The sequence below is a fragment of the Escherichia sp. MOD1-EC6842 genome, assembly GCF_002965705.1.
In the GTDB taxonomy this organism is placed as follows: Bacteria; Pseudomonadota; Gammaproteobacteria; order Enterobacterales; family Enterobacteriaceae; genus Escherichia; species Escherichia ruysiae.
In genome coordinates, this window is record NZ_PTRF01000032.1 from 1 (window position 1) to 20,756 (window position 20,756).

General features: G+C 40.2%; 25 protein-coding genes, 2 tRNA genes and 1 pseudogene. 8 read left to right on the plus strand and 20 right to left on the minus strand.

The window, feature by feature from the left end; genetic code table 11:
* The 3 genes from A7Z29_RS22115 to A7Z29_RS22125 all read right to left on the minus strand — a co-directional run.
* The coding region (locus A7Z29_RS22115) for a hypothetical protein (protein WP_157944811.1) at window positions 1-536 on the minus strand (536 nt) is incomplete at its 3' end.
* A gap of 226 nt (window positions 537-762) precedes the next feature.
* Window positions 763-1,038, minus strand: a complete 276-nt coding sequence (locus A7Z29_RS22120; RefSeq protein ID WP_105290831.1) for a hypothetical protein — start codon at window positions 1,036-1,038, stop codon at window positions 763-765.
* Window positions 1,039-1,048: 10 nt separating this feature from the next.
* The gene (locus tag A7Z29_RS22125; protein WP_105290832.1) at window positions 1,049-1,579 is read right to left on the minus strand and encodes a lipoprotein; all 531 of its coding nucleotides are present in this window, start codon (window positions 1,577-1,579) and stop codon (window positions 1,049-1,051) included.
* A gap of 434 nt (window positions 1,580-2,013) precedes the next feature.
* On the opposite strand from A7Z29_RS22125, the gene A7Z29_RS22130 reads away from it, so the two are divergent.
* Both A7Z29_RS22130 and A7Z29_RS22135 read left to right on the plus strand, forming a co-directional pair.
* Window positions 2,014-2,487: a DUF4755 domain-containing protein gene (locus tag A7Z29_RS22130; RefSeq protein WP_105290833.1), complete on the plus strand. Its 474-nt coding sequence runs from the start codon at window positions 2,014-2,016 to the stop codon at window positions 2,485-2,487.
* Between the two features lie 31 nt (window positions 2,488-2,518).
* Complete coding sequence (locus A7Z29_RS22135) at window positions 2,519-2,896, plus strand: hypothetical protein (protein WP_105290834.1); 378 nt, start codon at window positions 2,519-2,521, stop codon at window positions 2,894-2,896.
* A gap of 88 nt (window positions 2,897-2,984) precedes the next feature.
* Here A7Z29_RS22135 and A7Z29_RS22140 read toward each other — a convergent pair whose 3' ends face one another.
* The 4 genes and pseudogenes from A7Z29_RS22140 to A7Z29_RS22155 all read right to left on the minus strand — a co-directional run bounded on the left by A7Z29_RS22140 (window position 2,985) and on the right by A7Z29_RS22155 (window position 4,954).
* A complete protein-coding gene (locus A7Z29_RS22140) occupies window positions 2,985-3,623 on the minus strand; it encodes a DUF2971 domain-containing protein (protein ID WP_105290835.1) in 639 nt (212 codons plus the stop codon).
* Window positions 3,624-3,863: 240 nt separating this feature from the next.
* A pseudogene (locus tag A7Z29_RS22145) lies at window positions 3,864-4,159 on the minus strand (hypothetical protein); the annotation flags it as partial.
* Between the two features lie 37 nt (window positions 4,160-4,196).
* A complete protein-coding gene (locus A7Z29_RS22150) occupies window positions 4,197-4,601 on the minus strand; it encodes a hypothetical protein (RefSeq protein ID WP_105290836.1) in 405 nt (134 codons plus the stop codon).
* Between the two features lie 83 nt (window positions 4,602-4,684).
* Window positions 4,685-4,954: a hypothetical protein gene (locus A7Z29_RS22155; protein ID WP_105290837.1), complete on the minus strand. Its 270-nt coding sequence runs from the start codon at window positions 4,952-4,954 to the stop codon at window positions 4,685-4,687.
* Window positions 4,955-5,872: 918 nt separating this feature from the next.
* On the opposite strand from A7Z29_RS22155, the gene A7Z29_RS22160 reads away from it, so the two are divergent.
* Complete coding sequence (locus tag A7Z29_RS22160) at window positions 5,873-6,454, plus strand: replication/maintenance protein RepL (RefSeq protein WP_000572034.1); 582 nt, start codon at window positions 5,873-5,875, stop codon at window positions 6,452-6,454.
* Between the two features lie 84 nt (window positions 6,455-6,538).
* Here A7Z29_RS22160 and A7Z29_RS22165 read toward each other — a convergent pair whose 3' ends face one another.
* Window positions 6,539-7,219, minus strand: coding sequence for a hypothetical protein (locus A7Z29_RS22165; protein WP_250911101.1), 681 nt, complete (start codon window positions 7,217-7,219; stop codon window positions 6,539-6,541).
* Window positions 7,220-7,445: 226 nt separating this feature from the next.
* On the opposite strand from A7Z29_RS22165, the gene A7Z29_RS22170 reads away from it, so the two are divergent.
* Both A7Z29_RS22170 and A7Z29_RS22175 read left to right on the plus strand, forming a co-directional pair.
* Complete coding sequence (locus tag A7Z29_RS22170; RefSeq protein WP_105290839.1) at window positions 7,446-7,925, plus strand: DUF4756 family protein; 480 nt, start codon at window positions 7,446-7,448, stop codon at window positions 7,923-7,925.
* A 158-nt stretch (window positions 7,926-8,083) separates the two neighbouring features.
* Window positions 8,084-8,488 (plus strand): H-NS family histone-like protein, encoded by a 405-nt coding sequence (locus A7Z29_RS22175; RefSeq protein WP_105290840.1) that lies wholly within the window; start codon window positions 8,084-8,086, stop codon window positions 8,486-8,488.
* A gap of 64 nt (window positions 8,489-8,552) precedes the next feature.
* On the opposite strand, the gene A7Z29_RS22180 is transcribed toward A7Z29_RS22175, so the two are convergent.
* From A7Z29_RS22180 to A7Z29_RS22220, 9 genes are all read right to left on the minus strand, one after another.
* Window positions 8,553-8,903, minus strand: a complete 351-nt coding sequence (locus A7Z29_RS22180) for a DUF6404 family protein (RefSeq protein WP_105224917.1) — start codon at window positions 8,901-8,903, stop codon at window positions 8,553-8,555.
* Window positions 8,904-9,011: 108 nt separating this feature from the next.
* Entirely contained in the window at window positions 9,012-9,254 is a 243-nt protein-coding gene (locus tag A7Z29_RS22185; protein ID WP_105290841.1) for an H-NS family histone-like protein, read from the minus strand.
* 72 nt (window positions 9,255-9,326) lie between these two features.
* A complete protein-coding gene (locus A7Z29_RS22190; RefSeq protein ID WP_105290842.1) occupies window positions 9,327-9,623 on the minus strand; it encodes a hypothetical protein in 297 nt (98 codons plus the stop codon).
* A 44-nt stretch (window positions 9,624-9,667) separates the two neighbouring features.
* On the minus strand, window positions 9,668-9,958 hold the full coding sequence (locus A7Z29_RS22195; RefSeq protein WP_105290843.1) for a hypothetical protein: 291 nt from the start codon (window positions 9,956-9,958) through the stop codon (window positions 9,668-9,670).
* An 81-nt stretch (window positions 9,959-10,039) separates the two neighbouring features.
* Window positions 10,040-10,258, minus strand: a complete 219-nt coding sequence (locus A7Z29_RS22200) for a helix-turn-helix transcriptional regulator (protein ID WP_023155944.1) — start codon at window positions 10,256-10,258, stop codon at window positions 10,040-10,042.
* 150 nt (window positions 10,259-10,408) lie between these two features.
* Window positions 10,409-11,284 (minus strand): DUF6387 family protein, encoded by an 876-nt coding sequence (locus tag A7Z29_RS22205; protein WP_105290844.1) that lies wholly within the window; start codon window positions 11,282-11,284, stop codon window positions 10,409-10,411.
* A gap of 463 nt (window positions 11,285-11,747) precedes the next feature.
* Window positions 11,748-13,202, minus strand: coding sequence for an AMP nucleosidase (amn, locus tag A7Z29_RS22210; protein WP_001060235.1), 1,455 nt, complete (start codon window positions 13,200-13,202; stop codon window positions 11,748-11,750).
* A gap of 101 nt (window positions 13,203-13,303) precedes the next feature.
* Window positions 13,304-14,620 (minus strand): shikimate transporter, encoded by a 1,317-nt coding sequence (gene shiA / locus A7Z29_RS22215; protein WP_021550951.1) that lies wholly within the window; start codon window positions 14,618-14,620, stop codon window positions 13,304-13,306.
* A 343-nt stretch (window positions 14,621-14,963) separates the two neighbouring features.
* Window positions 14,964-15,053, minus strand: a tRNA-Ser gene (locus tag A7Z29_RS22220).
* A gap of 93 nt (window positions 15,054-15,146) precedes the next feature.
* Here A7Z29_RS22220 and mtfA point away from each other — a divergent pair.
* Entirely contained in the window at window positions 15,147-15,944 is a 798-nt protein-coding gene (gene mtfA / locus A7Z29_RS22225; RefSeq protein ID WP_024165184.1) for a DgsA anti-repressor MtfA, read from the plus strand.
* Window positions 15,945-16,044: 100 nt separating this feature from the next.
* A tRNA-Asn gene (locus tag A7Z29_RS22230) sits at window positions 16,045-16,120 on the plus strand.
* A gap of 95 nt (window positions 16,121-16,215) precedes the next feature.
* Here A7Z29_RS22230 and A7Z29_RS22235 read toward each other — a convergent pair.
* Both A7Z29_RS22235 and hchA read right to left on the minus strand, forming a co-directional pair.
* Window positions 16,216-17,274, minus strand: a complete 1,059-nt coding sequence (locus tag A7Z29_RS22235) for a glycosyltransferase family 9 protein (RefSeq protein WP_105290845.1) — start codon at window positions 17,272-17,274, stop codon at window positions 16,216-16,218.
* 298 nt (window positions 17,275-17,572) lie between these two features.
* Complete coding sequence (hchA, locus tag A7Z29_RS22240) at window positions 17,573-18,424, minus strand: glyoxalase III HchA (RefSeq protein WP_000218185.1); 852 nt, start codon at window positions 18,422-18,424, stop codon at window positions 17,573-17,575.
* Window positions 18,425-18,995: 571 nt separating this feature from the next.
* Here hchA and A7Z29_RS22245 point away from each other — a divergent pair.
* Window positions 18,996-19,400 carry a universal stress protein gene (locus tag A7Z29_RS22245; protein WP_024212477.1) on the plus strand — a complete coding sequence of 135 codons (405 nt, stop codon included), beginning with the start codon at window positions 18,996-18,998 and terminating at the stop codon, window positions 19,398-19,400.
* A gap of 87 nt (window positions 19,401-19,487) precedes the next feature.
* On the opposite strand, the gene ompC is transcribed toward A7Z29_RS22245, so the two are convergent.
* Window positions 19,488-20,681, minus strand: coding sequence for a porin OmpC (gene ompC, locus A7Z29_RS22250; RefSeq protein ID WP_105290846.1), 1,194 nt, complete (start codon window positions 20,679-20,681; stop codon window positions 19,488-19,490).
* Window positions 20,682-20,756: the final 75 nt, after the last annotated feature.

Genomic DNA, 20,756 nt, shown 5'->3' on the forward strand with positions numbered 1-20,756 from the left:
TTTACAGGTGCGTGATACAATGAACCAACTAACTTAAATACGTCAAAAGCATAGTAGATCAAAAAAGTCACAAATACAGAATAAGCAATTAAATGAAGAGTTATTTTTCTTGCTGAATATGTTGGCATTGTATGTCTATCATAATCAAAAATCTGATTACAATCTAAAAATGACAAAAATCCAGTGCTATTCATACGAATGTTTTCATCATGAATATAACTGAATAAAGTTTGTAGTATTGGTAGAGGGTAAAATAATCCATATTCTTTTAGCTTTAACTCTTTCATTAAAACATTATATTCTTCATCAGTTTCTTTATATTCACTTATTAATTTAAGCGCATTAATTTTATCATCTACTGAAAGTTTCAGAAAACCAGACGAAAGATTATTTTTGAAGATCCAGAAGAATGGAAAAAATAGTCGTCTTATAGATCTTACAGACCAGAAAGAAACTGCTACAATTAGAGGTCCAGTGATTCCCTTGAAATGCTCATCAAATAGCCATGAATCCTTTACAATATCTATTATGTTCATTATCTTTACATGCATTATTGTTTCTGTAGTGATTTATACTACAGTAAACCATTCAGTTAGATCAATTATTTTTAAAGTAACATCCCCTCTAACTCCATGCGGTTATACCTTATAAAAGGCATAGTTGTGAAAATTATTATTGGATGAAATTAGAAAATATAAACCACATTAATAGGCTAAATGTGGTTTATTATTTATAGCTGCTAAATATCTGCGCCTAATGCCGCTACATCCTTCGCCTAAACACAACATTATCTGAGTAAATTGCCTTACCAGCGACAAACCCAACAGCAGCGATTACTGGCAAACTGATAGTAGCTCCAGCCATACCTGTAGAGATACCAATGAGAAAAGACATGCCAAAAGACAACAGGATGATCACGAAAGCATACCAGCCGGGATAAGTGCCATATAACACCGTCGCTAAACAGCCTGTACAGACGTGAACCCCACGCTGACTCTCTTTGAAGCAAAACGGGCATTTGATGGTATTGTTTTCCATGATGGCGTCCTTAATTGGCTTTCCAACCATTACTGGTTTTAACAAGATTCATGGCACTATCAGCAGGTTCATTCATTCCTTTAACGCTGGCGAAGGCTTTTTTGTCAATCCAGCCCGGAACGTCAATCAGCTTCCACGTATAAGACACGCGAACTACTTTCTGATTACCATTTCCCGGCTCAGTCCATTCCTTAATCTCGTCAACAGCACGACGACCGACACAGGCACCGTCTGTTGTGCTCCAGACTTTGGCTTTTTTGCCTTCCTCTGTTATCCCTAATACATTCGAGTCATAGCCCTGTTCAAAAACCATCAGGCCCTGCTCAACAAAGCCATCGAGGATCACTGAATTCGTCCCTGTGCCAGTCGAATCAAGTAGTGGCTTGGCAAGACGGATGGGGAAGCTGGTGTTATTGTTATCCAGCGAGAAGCAGTATTTGTCCTGCCCAATCTTGGCATTAATCGCTTTCTCAAAATCACCTTTCTCACCACATCCCGCCAGTGCCAGAGCTGCGCCAGCAACGAGTAAAATCTTCTTCATCTGCTTATCCATCCTGATAATCAAAATTGCGTATATTTTTTGACCTAATCCGGTCAGGGCTAGAGTTGTTGCGGGATCCGGCTGATATCACATGGCAAAATCACCGCTTAACCAATTGATAGGATTCAATTCTTTTAGCGTCTCGTCATATCGTTTAAAACGATCAAAAACGACCACATGATAGTTTATAACTATCATAAGTAGATATTTGATCGGTAATAACAATTAATCACCGATCGATATCGCGCATTCAATCGTTATAATCTATCAATATCTCATTATCGATCTTTTATATCGATCATAATTTCAAGTTCTGATAGCCTTGCAACGCCGAGACCGATGCCATGAGTTTGGTGTCGTAGAACGTATAAAACGAAGCAAAGCTCTGTGAGCGGGTTCAGTCTCTTTAACTCATTTACATGGAGGAAGTAAGAGTGGAAGCAACAGGTATCGTGTTTTTAGTTGTGCTCTTCGTCATCATCATGACAGTAGTAGATATACAAAAGAAAAAGCACTACAACAGCTTCACGGAAGTTCTGGACGGCGACATTCTTTCGTATGAATGCCAGCAGACAGGTATTGTAATTGATACTCAAAAAAATACTGTCCGTATTTTCAATAAAGATAAAGACAGCACATATACTTTTGATGAAATCCGGGAAATAAATTACACGCTTTCAGAGGGTGGTAAGTTTTACGGCAATGGAACATTACGAGGTATGAATAATGCGGCTATTGCTAACTGGAGAGAACAACTTTCAGCAAACAAACGGTCTGGTCTAAATATTTTAACCGATGATATTAAAAATCCCATGTGGAAAGTTAATGTTCCCCTGAAAAATAAAAGCACCTCAAATCACGAACTTTGCGAGCGATGGATACTGGTATTTAAAAAGTATGTTTTCTGAGTCTCACCTTTCATCTATTTATGGAACAAAAATGAAAAAATTATTATTTGCTATTTTTATCATACTTCCGCTTGGTGGCTGTACCGTTCATGGTAATAAATCCCTAACTGATGAAAATCATCAGACGGTTAAATTAAAAATCGTCAAGGGTAAAACTACCCAACGAGAAATTCTTTCTGCCTTTGGAGAGCCTCAGACACGCGCTACGAATGATGGACAGGAGATGTGGAACTACTCAAGTATGACGGGAGAAAACCAACTATCTAACTACATACCGGGCCTTGCTCTGTTGACCAATAGCAGCACGGCGCACATTAAATCACTGGATATCTGGTTTAAAGGTGATGTTGTGGAACGTTATGATTTTCGTCAGACTTCAAGTAAGACCTCACGTGGTTTGATGGATTGAAAATTTTAAAGAGATTGGCTATAAAGGAGTTGACTTAGTTAACTCCTTTATAATATCAATAGATGCCTTCCATTTTGTATTATGAGTATTATTCCCCCTTTATAGGATTAATGGCACTACCAATTTTGCACCATTTCTTATTATTAACAAGCGAAGAATGACTTACTCTTATATTTTTACAGCCATCTATTTTATTGATTATTTCCTTAATTGCTTCAAATATATTCTTCGGTGCCCACGGATTAATGGAAATTTTCTTGATAGCTTCAACAGGTAACGGTATATCTTTAATATCAACGTTGTGTTTTGAAGGAAAAATTATGCGATACTCATTTTCATCAGTGAACGCGTATCTTTTCAAAAAAGGCAACTCATCTACTCCAATTTGATTGTTTTTAAAATTTTTCAAAGTCATATATTTTACATCACCATGGATTATATCTTTTAAGCTATTAAGATGAGCAATCAGTTTTTCATAATCGAATACTATACAAACACCATTCTCCCTTGCAGTAAAAACACTCCAGTGGTGATAAGTTTCGCTTTTACGTGTCATACAAAGAGCTAACGTCTTTTTTAAATTCTTATGTTTTGTATAATTATCTAAAAACAATGAATCGTTTTTGTCATCCCATGACTTAGGATCTAGTAGCGTTATTTTTTTCATTGTCAACATGTAAAGTAAAGATGGGAGATTTGTATATCTACGCAGATTTTCATTAGTCATTTTAATCAACCATAAATTATATTCAAGTAACGCAAAAGAGATTTTTTTGTTTCAACAATGTTATTTATCGAAGTACGAATATTTATTATAACACCAGCCCTATGCGCTTGCTATTACAATATCAATTAAAGACTGTAAAATCATATTAATTGTTAATTGAAAGCTTAGGTATATAACCAGATTCATTTAAAACCTTCTAGCTTTGATCTAATATAAGAATAAATACATATGCTCAAGTTATTCAAAATTTTTTGTGTTTAACCTTGATATTTCCCTAATGCGTCGTATAAAACATTTTATTAATCTATCCAGATAACCAGCTAACAGTGCCTTCCAAGGCTCTATGCCAAGAAGATACTTGCCAGCGTTGTTCCCTCTTCAATCAGGACGGTATGGTGGAAGAAACGGAGAAGAAAGAACGGATCGGTATTGGCTATGACGTTCTGGATGAATAGCAATGGAACGGCAGCGGTTTCATCGTAATCGGACTGAAACCGTAGTATTGCATCAGAACAAAAAATTAACTTACCTTCCATCGCTCATCCTCCTCCTGTAGTTATCAGAAAAAACATTTTACCAGATCATAGATTGTGATCGCATTTTACTTTTTGCCACTTCATATTCATTAATATGGTCCTTAATAGTGCTTATTGCTTTTGGCAATGACCTGTTAAGTAAACCATTAATTTCCAGTGGTGTTTTTCCGTTTCTGACTACCACGATATATCCAAGAGTCAGATCTTGTCTTATCATCGGATTTAATGGTTCTATACCTATTCTAATTCCCGTGTTTTTATATTTAGCAACCGGATATCCAAGTGAACTATGGATAAGAATATTTCCGCTATCTGCAAACCTTGATAACATTCTGTCGCTATATATCGCTTTTCTTAAATCCTCTAAAACAGGGATATAGTGTTTATCCATGTTTCCTGTTGAAGCTGTAGGCAAGTAGATTTTTGTTTTTATTTTTCTCATAATCTTTTCCTGTTATTGTTTTTATTTAATACCATGCAACTAATCATGATATCAAAAATATTTATGGTATTTTGATAAAAGTTTTATAACATTTGCGATTTTATAGTTTCTTCACTCATCTGCGTGAGTTCTGAAACCAAGCGACTATAAATATTCTTTAACCTGTCTTTATCGCAACGACTTACAGATTCTGATAACAGATAATGACTATAGTTATTGACACAAATGTTGTTTCCGTTTTCAAGAGTTAATTTCAATCCAAGTTCTGTATCTTCTACTTTGTTTATAATACAGATCATAAATGGTGTTTTTTCATGGGGATGGAAGAGCGTGATCATTTTGATATTGTTCATTGTATTTTCCTTTTATTATTTTATTACTGCTTAATACTCTATCGTAAGCGTAAAAATCAAATATATCTGTGTTTTCTTCATGCTTTTACTTATTATTTTTAAACTCTTTTTTGAAAAAATCTTTATCTCTGTGCTGACGCACGGCTACGCCCTGAAGCTGATATTTTTATTTTATTCATCTCCTGTCTTTTAAATAAAAAGAAAAGTACTCGATCATTGTTTGATCTCTTTTCCTCATGATGCTGAATTTAGATCCTATGTTTAAACATAGTTTTTCCCTTTAGACATATAGCATTTGCTCTTAAACGTATAGGAAAACTATATCCTTGATAGCAGCACTTCGTGATTGTTGCGAACAATCACTCTGCTGAACAGGGCTTGCCCCTGTTAATATTGGATTTATCCAAAAAAGATCGCGTCGTAGACGCATATAAAGTTAAAGTAAAATTAATCAAGCAGTCCCGATAGTAGCAGCGGTTCGTGATTGTATACAACAATCACTTCGCTGTAATAACATAGTAGGAAAAATAACACAGATAACACCGCTGGTGCCATTTTGATAAGGCACCAATCAACTAAAAAGAAGAACTATTTCCAATATTATATTCTTTAAAATGTCATCCAAAGCTTCGCTATTTGAATAATGAAGAAGAAAACTGCTCTCAAGCCAGCTATAGCTTAAAACAAAGTACGCACTCTCGGGAGTTAAAGTCCCGAATCCCGGTACTTAAGTTGATAACTATTCTCAAATAAAAATAATAAAGTGTTATTTGTATATATTCTGTAGCACTACAAGTTTTATACGTAAAAACATCAAGTGTTAGTTATTTTAATAAATATAAACTTTAAGTATTGACTTGCACGCAAAATATAGTATTTACTTAAATGTATAACTAAAAAAATAAAGGAGTAAATACCATGATAGAAAATAAGATACAAACGGAAGTAAAGAAATCAAGAAGAGGTCTACCTCGCCATGTAAAAAACCCATTCCTTAATGATACAAATATACATACAAAAACAGGTATCAGACGTATCACAACAGGAAAAGACCGCTTAGCCGTAGTAAATGAAAATACAGGAGAACAGGTTGGGCATGGTGGTTTCTTTCAGTCAATGGAAGTAGACAAGACACAGTTCGTGAAGCTTTATGTGGATGGCGTATCAGCTATTGAGGGTTTATCCTCATCAGGTAAGAAAGTATTTAAGATACTGTATCTTGCTATTAGAGACAATAAAGATACAGATACGATATTAATGTCATTCGATATTGTTGATCAAGAGATTGTAAAAATATCAAGAACGACATATTTCAAAGGGATGAAAGAACTTGCTGACAAGAAATTTATTGCTGAGACCATGATACAGAACTATTATTTTATTAATCCAGACTATATGTTTAATGGTGATCGCTTAACCTTCATGAAAACTTATTACTTGAAGGACAAAAAAGCTAAAACTAAAGAGAACAAAATTAATTGCCAAGGCAAAACGCAGTAGTTTCAAGAAAGAGATTTTCTCAAGCAACTCCTATCTGAATGATAACTCCATAAAGCCAATGCATTTTAACAAACTCCCACCCTACTATAAAAATTGTATAGGGTGATTAAAAAATGAAGCGAAATCGAATGAGAAAACGTTTTTTATATACCAGTTTACAAACTCATATCTTGGAGAGCTGCTTTTTATAATTGCTGACATATCAATCATATTATGTGTTGATCTACGTAGTTCTGATATATAGAGAACAAAATCAACATGTTCATAATGTGGATTTTCAACAAGAAAATTAAGTTCTTTCATTACATTTTCAGATTCATAAGGCATTATCGATTCATTAAGAATAACAAGTCCACCGACTGCTCTAGGAATATTTAAAGATTCCTTTGTTGCTCTAATCTGTCTATTGGAGGTTGCTACAAGATCTTTTATATTTCTATAAGCATAATCCATTATCTTTTTTCTGAAAGCATCTGAGTCGGGGTGTTTTTGAATCAATTCCTCAATATGAACCCTACCGAACCAACTTCTTTTAAGCCATTCATCAGTCTTAGCTAGCTCATTAATTTTTTCATTTATTAAATCAGTTCTGTCATTTGTAAGTAATTTTTGCTCTAAAATAACATCGTTATTAAATAACAAATAATCTGCCATTTTCGAACTAGAGCCATCGTCTTTTTTGAAATCATCCTTCATATCGTCCAATACTATATTATTTTTCTTAGATCGAATAAAATCAAGAAACCTTTTATCTATAGAATCCATCTTTCCTACCTTCAGTTTTATTTCATAGTCCCGAGCCTGATGATACACCATGTCATTTGTCTCTTACAACATTATTAATGTATTAAGCATGACCATAATAAACAACCAAAAAACATTGACGAGATGAATCAATAGAAATAAACATTGCTGCAAACGGTTAATTTGACACTTACACCATATCTCGTAATATAAATATATCCACTATTTTATCTACGAGGTATTTCTTATGAGAAAAGTAAAAACAGACAACAGTGATTTAATCGAATACGTAAATACAGTCAAAGAACTAAAAAATCATATTTCTATAGAAGAATACAGAAATGAATATCGCAAACTGCGTTCCGATGACATTCCATTGGTTAAGGCTCAAAAATTTAAGTCTGCACATACCGAACTTCGCAGACCTGAAAAAAAGAGAGAATCTCTTATTGAATACTTTATTGATGAGTTAAATCCCATCAGCAGTTCAAAAGCTAACACATCAGCGAGATCAACTGGTAATCTCGATTTATTTAACGAACGCGTGTTATACCGTAAGGCCATTTCAGAAAAAAGTGATGAAGAAATAGTTGCCTTGGTCATAAAACAACGCACAGAAGCCGCTATGGAATTCCAGTGTTCAATTGAACAGAGTCTTGAGCAACTATCTCGTATCTCGTCAGAGTTCGAACCATCAAGCCAAAAGCGCAGGAAAATGTCTCTGTAAAACGACCCTATGCTATTCGTGTGAAATGAGATGTATTAGATTGCTTAAACGATAATGTTTACTATATTATTTACTGACTGTTTTTTTTGATTTTTTCCAACAGCACCGTAAGCATTATTTTTATTAATCGCCCATTTAAAAACACCGGATGACATACTATGAGTGAAGCTATTAAGGCACTGAACAATATTCGTACACTTCGCGCACAGGCTCGTGAAACAGATCTGGCAACTCTGGAAGAGATGCTGGAAAAACTCTCTGCTGTTGTTGAAGATCGCCGTGAGGAAGAAAATTCAGCCCGTAAAGAACAAGAAGAACGTCAGGCTAAACTTGAAGCCTTCCGCCAGAAATTGTTAGAAGACGGTATCGATCCTACAGAACTACTCGCTTCAGTTGGTTCATCCCAGCCTAAAACCAAATCAACTCGTGCTCCTCGTCCAGCTAAATACAAATATACAGATGAAAACGGTAATGAGCAGACTTGGACGGGTCAGGGCCGTACTCCTAAAGCAATCGCCGCTGCTATCGAAGCTGGTAAAACGCTGGAAGACTTCGCGATCTAATCACTACAGCATATCCGGGCTTCACTTGGTCTCAAGGTAACAGGCCCGGAAAATATTCGGTTATTCATCCAAGACTATCCCAGTCTGGCAGGTTGTTAATGACCTTTCGCCACCAATGATACGCAGCCATAAGAACACCAAAACAAATACCTGCTACTACGCTTGAGACAAATGCAGTGCCCGGTTGCATCCCTGTATCCTTCCAAGTAAAAAACCACATACAGATCCCCCATGCCGGACCAAACCATCCGCCCATCAACAAAGTGATTTGCCAGAAAGAGGCAAAAGGTAGTGGTGGTATCTTGAGTCCTGCTCTCCATGCGAGGTGTAGCATAGGAGGGGCATAATTACTTCGCCACATCTTCTTGCTTTCCATGATGGCAATAGCGTGTTTCTTTTTAGCTTCAAAGCCCATACAGTTCCCTCCAGATCCACCTTTACTCATCTATCTATTGATAAAAAGCCACAATAGACACTAATGATTATCAATTCCATGCATGTAAGTCAAAAATAACTCAAATAGTCATTTCTTTAGATCTTCTGGCGAAACCCGGTCACATGCCATTTTCTCAAGCATTCTTTGTAATCTTTTCATTTTCAACTTATGCGCTTTTTTCTCACCAATCTCCTGATAGTATTCTTCACGACGTTCGTTAACCACGCTCCTGAACTTTTTCAAAAGCTGTTCAAGTGTTTTGATGTCAGTGGTTGCGGCTTCCGCTTGGATTTTTTTATACATATACATCACATGAAATTCATCAATCATTTTTTGCTCCTTGGATAGACAAATAAGATTTGTTATCAGCCCCATGAAGGGGCCGATATACGTCAGAACATATCAACATATTGATTCCGCCAGAACAGTGTAATGCATTTTGGCTAATGCCTGCTTAACCCCTTTAAAATCCACCTCAGACAGTTTTTCAGCAGCGTTCTTTTTCCATGCTTTTTTCAGAAGATGTTTCTCAGCATTTCTCATCGCCAGATCGATTAGCCTACAGACAAACTCATGATCCATTACATGCGTTATAATCATATTGCTGGTCGTTTTATCCTTTGAGTTAAAAAGCTCCGCGTAGATATGCAAGGACACAACATAAAAGATTTCAGTATTTTTATTTCTAAATGTATTCATTGGCTTTTCCTTTTGGTTAATATTAAAAATGAAATGCTGCAGTATTAGCGGTATACACACTTATAGACAATCCAAAGCCGACGAAGGTGTTGTTTTACCTTACTGTGGCTTACTTCTCCATAAATCCGATTCCTTTTTCCTTCTTCGGTGTCATCATAAAAACGATATCTCGTTTTTTTAATGATACTTTTCATAATGTCATTCATATTGTATTTATTGTTGAAAAAATAATAAAAATCATCTGGTGCATTCCTCCGCAATCCGTCCATATAGTTTCTGAAATAACATTCGGCTTGTTCAATAAACTGTTTTGTCGTAATAAGTTCTATCTTCATACTCTTCTCCATTATTGTTTAGGGTAATAAGATGCCCTGTGCGAATAGTTATCTATTCGACATGAGATCTTGTTTCTGTTTTTATGCAGCGTTCTGGCGTGAGTTTCGAATAGTCGCGTCGATCCATTCATCAATCTCACTTTCAATGAATGCCACCGCTCTTATCCCTGTTTTCACCTGCGATGGAAACCGTCCGGCCTTAATCAGTTCGTAAATCCACGTTTTACCAAATCCGGTGCGTTTTATTACTTCTGGCAAACGGATAAACGTTGTTTTTGCTTTTATTTCTCTTTTAACCATATTTATCTCCTGTGTTATTCGTTGGAGATAATTGTAGGGAGATCGCTTGTGAAAAACTAGGTTGGTTCACCAGCCCTGAACCAGAGGGATGTTCAGGACCAGTGAATTCAGGGGATGTTTATAAGATATGAATACAGGGGAAGTTCAGGATTAGTGGATGTCCCTTGTTTTCTTTTTTGTTTCTGGTTTGTCATTCATTGCAATGACATCAAGAATAGGCGAGTTTTTCACCAGATTGTTTTTTATGAAAAAATCATTCAGTGACTTGAAATAATTGTCATTGCTTAAAAAACCGTGAGCAAGCGGATAATCAGTGTCTTTGATTTGCTCGCTACCTCTGGCATAACGCATATCGGGGTGTAGGATACCAGCCAATACAGGGTATTTGATTTTCTGGTTGTTGAGCTGTTCCCAAGCGATGAGGTCCATCAGAGGGATAATCTTGTAATCGAGTATCTTCTGGAATGTTTTATGACCAAACCGGAAATCTTTTTCCGGTGGTTTAGGCACTTTCAGGTGCTTTTGCCACTGACTGATAAGCACTTTCAGGTGTTCAGCCAGATCGTCACTGCTGGCTTCTTCCAAGTCAATTTCAATCAGCATCTTGTTCGCAGGATTCAGCCCTCGCTGTTTCAGGTATTCAGATATGTAATCCGAACTCACTGAAACATTTTCTTCTTGAGGCGTATTCTCCAGCCGATACATTGCCCGTCCATAGTTAAACAGTGAATTCCTTGTCATTGGTCTGACAGCATAGCTATGAGACAGCATGTGGCTTTCAGAGATCCATTTATCCTCCAGCAAGACCCTACCAGAGTGGATCATCGCATCATGGTGAATAACGGCATTACGATGCTTATCGTCCAGTGTTTCCCATTGCTGTCTGGCTTTATAGACAAACATGCGCCTTTCCAGCTCTGCATAAATTTGTTCCAGAGTCATGTCTTTCAACGCATCATAGCGGCTAACATCAAACCATTTGCTTAATGCTTCTACTATCTCCGCGACAGGTATTCTTTTTGTCATTCTTTTCCCTAAAAATGTTGATGTTCATTACATTGACGTTAACGCATCCGGCAGCATAGAGAAAGGGAATAATGATAGCTGGCGCTCTCAGCATTGGTCATAGAGTGTTCTTCTGTCTTTAGTTATCTTTCCGGGGGTAAACATATCGGGTAATAGCAGTAATCTGTTGAATCAGTGATTGAAGATTTGTAGCAGAACAGGGAGATCGTTCAGTGAGGCCCAGTGAAGCGCATTGTCATAACTAATTGATAGTAATTGACTTTATGGTGATATAGCATTAAAAAAGCTGGTAAATATGATGGTAAAAACAGACGCCATTTTTTGAAAGCCACTAACAGCAGGAGATACAGATGAAGTTCGAGTCCAGTCAGAGGAGCCAAATTATGAAAAGCCCGCTTTTATAGCGGGCTTTTTACTTATAAAATCCTTCACATCTTTTCTTGATGCAAAGGATCTTCGCTCATTATCGGAACGGCGGCTCATTAAAGGTGCGCAGTTTACGGGAATGCAATCGATCGCCTTCCGCGCGCAGTAAATCAATTGCCCGGATGCCAATCTGCAAGTGTTCGGAAATCGCACCTTCATAAAAACGGTTAGCCTGGCCGGGAAGTTTAATCTCACCATGCAATGGCTTATCTGAAACACACAGTAGCGTCCCGTATGGCACGCGGAAACGGTATCCTTGTGCTGCAATGGTTGCACTTTCCATATCAATCGCTACGGCCCGACTTAAGTTAAAACGAAGTGCAGAAGCCGAGTAACGCAATTCCCAGTTCCTGTCATCAGTAGTTACCACAGTGCCAGTACGTAGCCGCTGTTTAACTTCCTCACCCGGCCTGCCGCTGACGAGTTTGGTGGCGTCATAAAGCGCGCGTTGCACTTCAGCAATGCTCGGAATAGGAATATCGGGGGGGAGAACCGCATCAAGAACGTGGTCATCGCGTAAATAAGCATGTGCAAGTACATAATCACCAATGGACTGGCTTTCACGTAATCCACCGCAGTGACCAATCATCAGCCAGACATCCGGGCGTAGCACCGCCAGATGATCGCAGATGGTTTTAGCATTTGATGGCCCCACACCAATATTTACCAGAGTAATACCCTGGCCATCGGCAGTGATTAAATGCCATGCTGGCATCTGGTGTTTTTTCCATGCGAGATCAGAAATCGCTTCTTCAGGGGCTTCTGTTTCGGCGGTGATCCATATCCCTCCAGCACAGGAAAGAGCAATGTAGGGACTATCAGGATCGAGGATCTGGCTGCACCCCCAACGAACGAATTCATCCACATAACGTGTGTAGTTGGTAAACAAAACGAACGGCTGAAAATGTTCGACTGGCGTGCCGGTATAATGGCGTAACCGCGCGAGGGAAAAATCGACCCGGCGCGCATCGAAATGCGATAGCGGAGAAAATTCCGTTGGGTGATAAATGCCGTCTGCAGTTTCATCGCCAATTTGCGCCAGTTCTGTTGTCGGGAAGTAACGAGTTAGCCCGGCGCTCATCGAACGATCAAGTGTCAGTTCAGAGCCATCGATGACATAGGGATAGGGGATTTCATGCTGCGAGGGTTGCACGGAGATGTGCGCACCATAATCTTGATACAGTAACGTTAGTTGTTCATTGAGATACGAACGAAAGAGAGCAGGGCGGGTAATAGTGGTGGTATAGCTGCCAGCGTGAGTAAAACGTCCAAATGCGCGTGTTTTGGGAGGATTTGTGGCGCAGCCATCCCAGGTCACGGTCAATGATGGATAGACAAAAAGACCTTGTTTGCGGGCGTTTTCATCAGGTAATTCGCCACTTTTAATATAGTTGCCAATGGCATTGCGTAAAGCGACTACAGATTGCTCATACAGCGCGTCAAGTTTATCCAGTGCCTGAGCTGGGGTCAGACCGGAGCCCTTATTATTCATGTGTGTCTCCTGTTCCATACAATTACCGCACATCCGATAGTATGTCACAGGAATGTGAAACAAAAGTGTAAGGCGAAGATCGAATGATCTTCGCCAGACCATCAGATGCGTTGATTGTCTTTCATCAACAAAGCGGTCATTGCGGAAATCAGGCATCCAGCCAGCAAATAAATGGCGACGCTATGCCAGTCCCCGGAAAAATAAGTAATAAGAGCGGCGGCAATAAAAGGGGTAAATCCTCCACCTACCACACTGGCAACTTGATATCCGACCCCAGCGCCGCTGTAGCGATAACTGGCACCAAACATCTCTGTGAACATCGGTTGCTGCACACAAACCACCATGTCATGCGCAATATTCGCCAGCATAATGGAGAAGAAGACTATCCAGAAAATGGATTGAGCCTCGAGCGCCATGAAGAAAGGAAACGCGCTTAAGGTTCCGATAACTGCGCCAGTGATATAAACCCTGCGGCGACCAAAACGATCGGCAAGCCAGGCAAAACAGGGAATTGTCAGGCAGCTTAACCCTCCCACCAGCAAACCAATATTCAGGAATAATTCGCGTGGCAGCCCCATATTCTGGGTTGAGTAGTTAAGCGCAAAGGCGGTAACGATATACATCGTCAGCAACTCGCACAGTCGCAGCGCAATAATCTTCAGAAAAGCCCCTGGATGTAGTAACAGTGCCTGGATAACAGGGATTCGCTTTTTCACTGCCGCTTGATTATGTTGCTGTTGCTCAAATTCAGCGGATTCCTCCATACCATTACGCACCCACAATGCCCCCAACACCAGTACGGTGCTAAACAGGAAAGGAATGCGCCAGCCCCAGCTCAAAAACTGCTCGTCTGTCGTCATCATACTAATCAGAGAAACCAGTCCAGTTGAAAGCAGTAACCCTACACCGTAGCCAACTTGTACACCGCTACTGTAAAAGGCTTTTTTATTTTTCGGCGCGCTTTCAACGGACAGCAATGCTGCGCCTCCCCATTCTCCGCCGACGGCAAATCCCTGAATAGCACGCAGCGTCACCAGTAAAATCGGTGCCCACCAGCCAATAGTCGAGAATGAAGGAAGAATACCAATCAATGCTGTTGCGATCCCCATCATCCAGACAGTCAGCATCAACATGCGCTTACGCCCCAGGCGGTCGCCAAAATGGCCGAAAATGACACCTCCAAGTGGACGGAAAAGGAATCCGACGCCAAAAGTGGCAAATGCTGCGAGAGTTCCCATTGCCGGGCTCACTTGTGGGAAAAACTCTCGATTAAATACCAGTGCTGCAGTAATGCCATAGAGTAAAAAATCGTACCAGTCGACGACGGCACCGGCAAAACTGCCTAATGCAGCTCGTCGGGCGCGACTTAACGAAAGCGTTCCTTCATCGGGACGCGTGGAGATGAGCGTGGAGTCCATAGTGTTCCTGTCTGTACTGTCTTTTTATAATTAGTATGGAAAAAGGTCACTCACATTGCCGTCAATCTATAAACGAACCTTATGAGACTACCGCGACAGAGAGCATCTGCAAATATTTTTATACCTGAAAATGAGCATGGAGGGCGGATAAGGTCTACTGTAATGTGCTGGAAACGAACAAAATTGTGGATTCAGGTGCGTATTAGAAAATCAAAAGACAGAGAAATGTGATCGCTAAGGTAGCACTGGCTACTTGCTGGCGTTATTTTTGCAGATGAATTTTTCGAATTTTCTCAATGAGATTTGTGTCACTGACACGGGGTGGGCTAATTGCTTGAATGATTGGCGGAGAGAGGGGGATTTGAACCCCCGGTAGAGTTGCCCCTACTCCGGTTTTCGAGACCGGTCCGTTCAGCCGCTCCGGCATCTCTCCGTTCAGATTGTTGCAATGATGCCAGGAAATTTGGCATTTTAACAGTCCCTGTCCGTGCAATTTTGTTCAAGTGACGAGTTTGCGAGCAAAACGATGATTAAGTGGCCCTGGAAAGTACAAGAAACCGTTCATGATGATGCAATTCCGTGGAAGGAAGCTCTGTCGATACCTCTTTTGACAAGTTTGACTGAGCAGGAGCAAAACAAATTAGTCACTCTTGCTGGACGTTTTTTGCAACAAAAACGGTTGGTTCCTTTACAAGGGGTTGAACTTGACGCTTTGAAAAGCGGTCGTATCGCCTTGCTGTTTTGTTTACCTGTTATGGAACTGGGGCTGGAATGGCTGGATGGTTTCCATGAAGTGTTAATTTATCCAGCACCATTTGTGGTAGACGATGAATGGGAAGACGATATAGGACTGGTACATAATCAACGCATCGTTCAGTCAGGTCAAAGCTGGCAGCAAGGCCCCATCGTACTGAATTGGCTCGATATACAGGATTCCTTCGATGCCTCTGGGTTTAATCTGATCATCCACGAAGTTGCACATAAACTGGACACCCGGAACGGCGATCGCGCCAGTGGTGTCCCCTTTATTCCTTTACGTGAAGTCGCGGGCTGGGAACACGATCTTCACGCGGCGATGAATAACATTCAGGACGAAATTGAATTAGTGGGCGAAAATGCCTCCAGCATTGATGCTTATGCCGCCAGTGACCCTGCAGAATGTTTTGCCGTGCTTTCCGAATACTTTTTTAGTGCCCCGGAGCTTTTTGCTCCTCGTTTCCCCTCTCTGTGGCAACGTTTCTGCCAATTTTATCAGCAGGAACCGCTGCAAAGACTGCGAAATGCGAATGAACGAGGCACATATTCAGCACCAGATGTTCATTAAATATCAAATTTGTTGCTTAATTAACCGATTGAAGTAACGTGTGAATTTTAGTGTTGACACTCGCAGTGTCACTCAGTAATATTCGCCTCGTTCTCACGATTCCTCTGTAGTTCAGTCGGTAGAACGGCGGACTGTTAATCCGTATGTCACTGGTTCGAGTCCAGTCAGAGGAGCCAAATTTTGAAAAGCCTGCTTTCGAGCAGGCTTTTTGCTTTTCGATGTTAGCCATAACCGGGCCCGTATCTAACCTCCCTTAAATCTGATAACTACATCAGGGCTGAATTTTTGCGATAATTCTTTTTATCGTATTTCTGAACTCATCCAGATTGATGTGATCAATATTTTTCCCTACCACAATCGTCTCTGAAATATCTGCCATAGCAGGCCAGCGTGTTTTATAATCGGCATATACTGCGATGACAGGAACATTATAAGCACTTGTCATATGTAAAACAGAAGTATCAGGTGTTATTGCGAGAAAAGCATCTTTTATGACGGCGGCAGAACGTGGTATTGAAGGTGACAATGATAAATGATAGACATTGTCAAAACACTGCGTTAGTTCTATTGCTTTTTCAGTACCATTCGGGCCATGAACAATGACAATTGGCATATTTATTTCATTTTTAATTATAGCTATTAGTTTTTGAGCTATTGAGCCTGAAAAAGTTCGCTCCTGAACACTACCATCAAGATTAAGAGCAATATATGCGCCCAATGAGGTAAGTTCATAACGTACCTCGTTTATTACCTCTTTGTTGATCGGCAGTTCAAATAAGGGGCGGACAGGCGGGAAACCAGCCTCTCGCATCATGAATGCCCATGTCATTGGTACTGGCGCCCGAAGAGACTGGTCCATTTTCGACGCCGATTTACATAAGGAGGAATAACATTTCATTGTTAAACCCACCACTTGTAAATTGGTTTTGGCTTTTAAATAACTTATGAACAGCATTGTCTTCAGGTTTTTCTTGCGCATAGCTTCAATGCAGAGATCCGGTGTACCGTATTGATCTCTTATACTTTGCGCCAGACTTTTTATTTCTCTAAAGCTGGCATGATCCTGCATTGTCATACTGACTAATGTTAATTTAGTCTCTTTAAGACAAAGCGAATCAAAAACAGATTTATTAATTGTGGATGCGACAATTAATAAATGTTTTATTTTATGTGATTCCAGCGATCTAATTATGGGGTAAATGGCCATTGCATCACCAATTTGGTCGGGGATGTGAATGACCACAAATTCAGTATTTGTTATATTGATATCTTCACATGAATAATCATAATAGCTGAATGCAATGCGTCTAAAAATTGACACTAACGACATTTCCAACCTCGCTTCCCTACTGGTTAAAACGTGATGGAGTTTATCAGAGATAGTCGTTTTCTAAAATCGCTAAATAGCGAGATAATACATAATTTATTTCTATTATTAATTTTTAATTATTCAATTAAATTATGTTTGTATCGCAAAAATACTTGTATTGCATAGCTTCAATGTACATTTCAATCTGAAGTCGATGCAAAGTGAAGGTAAGAGAAGAGATAAAACGTCAGCAATCAGAGTGATCATCTAAGTGGGGGAAATACCCCCACTTTTTTATTATACCGTAAGTGATGTCCGATTAACCCTGGTATGCAGCCAGCATTTCCTGTGCTGCGAGTTTACCCAGCGCATTCGCTGCAAAAGGACTGTCGCCGGTGAGAAGTTTACGATCCTTATGTACCCGGCCGGTAATATCATCATTGATGATATTCATTCCCATTTTCTTCAGTTCTTCACCAAAGTACCAGGTCAGATGGCCAGGCATATAGCCAATATCTGGCGTTTGTTTGTCTGCGGCGTCAGGGAACGCACAAATGGAATAACCGTTCAGCGGGTTATCACCATGACGAAGTGCCAGAAACGCAGCCGGACCATGGCAGAGAGAGATAACAAAACGGTCATTTTCAACTGCCCATTGTAGAGCGGTTGCAACTTCTTTGCTTTCCGGTAAGCCAATGAGAGCGCCATGACCGCCGGGAACAAAAATTGCTGCGTACTCGCTGTCTGCGTTTAAGTTGGCGACAATATCCGCTAATTTTTTCGGATTGCGGAACAAAGATTTGTGTTGCTCAAAGAATGGCATCACTTTTTCATCTTTGTGCGGCATAGCCCAGTATTCAAACTTCGTCATCAGGCCGGAGATGGTCGCAACTTCGAACTCGAAACCTGCTGCATACAGGTGATACAGCGGCAGCAACGTTTCAATCGGATGGTTGCCCGTTGAGAACAGTTTACCGTTATCGGTCGGCAGATAACGTTCGTCAGCGGCGATCACCAGAATTTTGTGCTTGCCGCTATACGGTTTTGGATAGTCCACTCCATCAAGATCAGATACCGGGCTGGTATACTGACTAAGCGAAAATTCTGAAGGGAAGAACGCATTATCTTCAGCAATATCGATCTGCGGATTCTTACTTGTTTGAACAGTCATAGTGTATTCCTTATTGTAACTTAGGTAGGTTAGTCACTATATTCGCGACTGAGCTGGGTGCTATATTTAACCAGGAGAGTAAAATGAGTCAATATACCGAAAGCGGTAGGAGAGTATGTTAAATATGGTTGGGTAAATACACAGCTATTATCGAATAGTGATCTCACTGATTCCACCTTATTTGCAATAAAAACTCAAAGCGTAGCAATATATTGTAGTCCATTTTTCAGAAAAGATGAGATTGCATATCCTCGTTACAGAGGGGGAGTGCAAAATTCGTAAATGAGATTTTTAGCAAAAAAATAATGATTAAACTGCCCTGTAAGGCCGTGAATCGCGAAAAAATGATGATCCAGATTAAGGTTTAACTGATGGCAGATATGATTAATTACATGGCATCAGATGTGCTAATTACAGGAGCTGCCTGGAGTTGCTCTGCCAGGAGTGACCAAGGCGCAGCTGATTTAATGTGCCCAATGATGCTGTATTTATGGCGTAAGTATAAAATTTAACAGATAAATTAATTATAACGTAAATTCTTTTTATATTCAGATGTTTTCAGGGATTTTCTATGTACCGAAATATTGTTATTCCGGTGAATGTCTTTTCCCGGGATGATAGAGAGCAAGCGTTTTGCCATGCGCAATTTTTCGCCAACGTTTCATCAGGGCATGTTCATTTGCTTGGCTTTATACCGGAGTATGTAAGGATACTGGAGCGGGGATATGTTTCTGACATGCATCGTTTGGAATATGTGCTACGTGATCAGGCTTTGCGCCGTTTAGCTACACTGGCAGAACAGTTGGTTTTGCCTGAAGGGTTTATCCATACCTATGTTTATCTTGGGACTCTTCCGGAAGGGGTGAAGGAACTGGCTGAACAGCAACTGGAAGATGTTATTGTGCTGGGAGCTACTCAGGAATTGGGTTTTGTCGATATGCTACGGCAGTTTAGCGTGCCGCTGTTGCTGATTTAATGACGATAAAAAAGCCTGAGTTCGATGAGGGACGAACTCAGGCGGGTATTAGGTTTTTACAGTAACACGCCGAGGCGCGTTGGCTGATTAGAACTGGTAGACTAAGCCTACAGCAACGATATCATCGGTCGCGATGCCGTTTGCTTTGTAGAAGTCATCATCGTTGTCCAGCAGGTTGATTTTGTAATCAACATAGGTGGACATGTTTTTGTTGAAATAGTAGGTTGCACCGACTTCAACGTATTTAACCAGATCTTTGTTGGTGTAACGCGGGTCGCCGTTGCCGTCATGAGCCCAACCGCCTAAATCCTTACCTTTAGATTGCAGGTAAGCGATGGACGGACGCAGACCGAAGTCGAACTGATACTGAGCTACAACTTCAAAGTTCTGTGTTTTGTTAGCGATTGCTGATCTTGAATCACCATTATCAAACTCGCCACCACCATAAGGGGTCATATTGCGAGTTTCCGCATACATAGCTGCTAAATACACATTATTGGCATCATATTTTGCACCAACAGTCCATGCTTCTGCGGTTTCACCACCAGCATTTCTGTTGTTACGGCTACGATCATTTAAACCAACGCCAACCTGACGATCGGAACGATCAGAGTTTGAATATGCAGCCCCCAGACTTAAACCGAAGTCGAAATCGTAGGAAGTAGACATACCGAAACCATCACCATTTTCTTTGGAAAGACTACGTCCATCACCACTACCGGAGCCTTCCTGACCGAATGGTCCACCACTTTCATTATTACCCTGATATTGCAGAGCAAAGTTCAGACCATCAACCTGACCGAAGAAGCCATTGTTACGGTAGGTTGCTACACCATTGGTACGGCCGTTCATGAAGTTGTCGGCGCCAGCATAAGTATCGCCACCAAATTCAGGCAGCATATCGGTCCACGCTTCGATATCATACACAACACCGTAGTTACGACCGTAGTCGAAAGTACCGTTCTGACCGAAACCTAAACCAGCGAACGCCAGACGGGTTGCTGAGTTATCACCGTCACCTTCAGTACCATTTGCTTGCAGGTTGTATTCCCACTGACCGTAACCAGTAAACTGGTCAGCGATCTGAGTTTCGCCTTTGAAACCGATACGGGCATATGACATGTCGCCATCAGCGCCCGAGTTGTCAGAAAAATAGTGTAGACCCGCTACTTTTCCGTAGAAATCCAGTTTATTACCATCTTTATTATAGACTTCAGCCGCATTTGCTGCGCCAGCAACTAATAACGCCGGGACCAGCATTGCCAGAACTTTTCTTTTCATTATGTATTCCCTTGTGATTATAATCTTCATGAATATAAAAATAAGTGCCGTTATCCAAAAAAAGCACATTTGGAT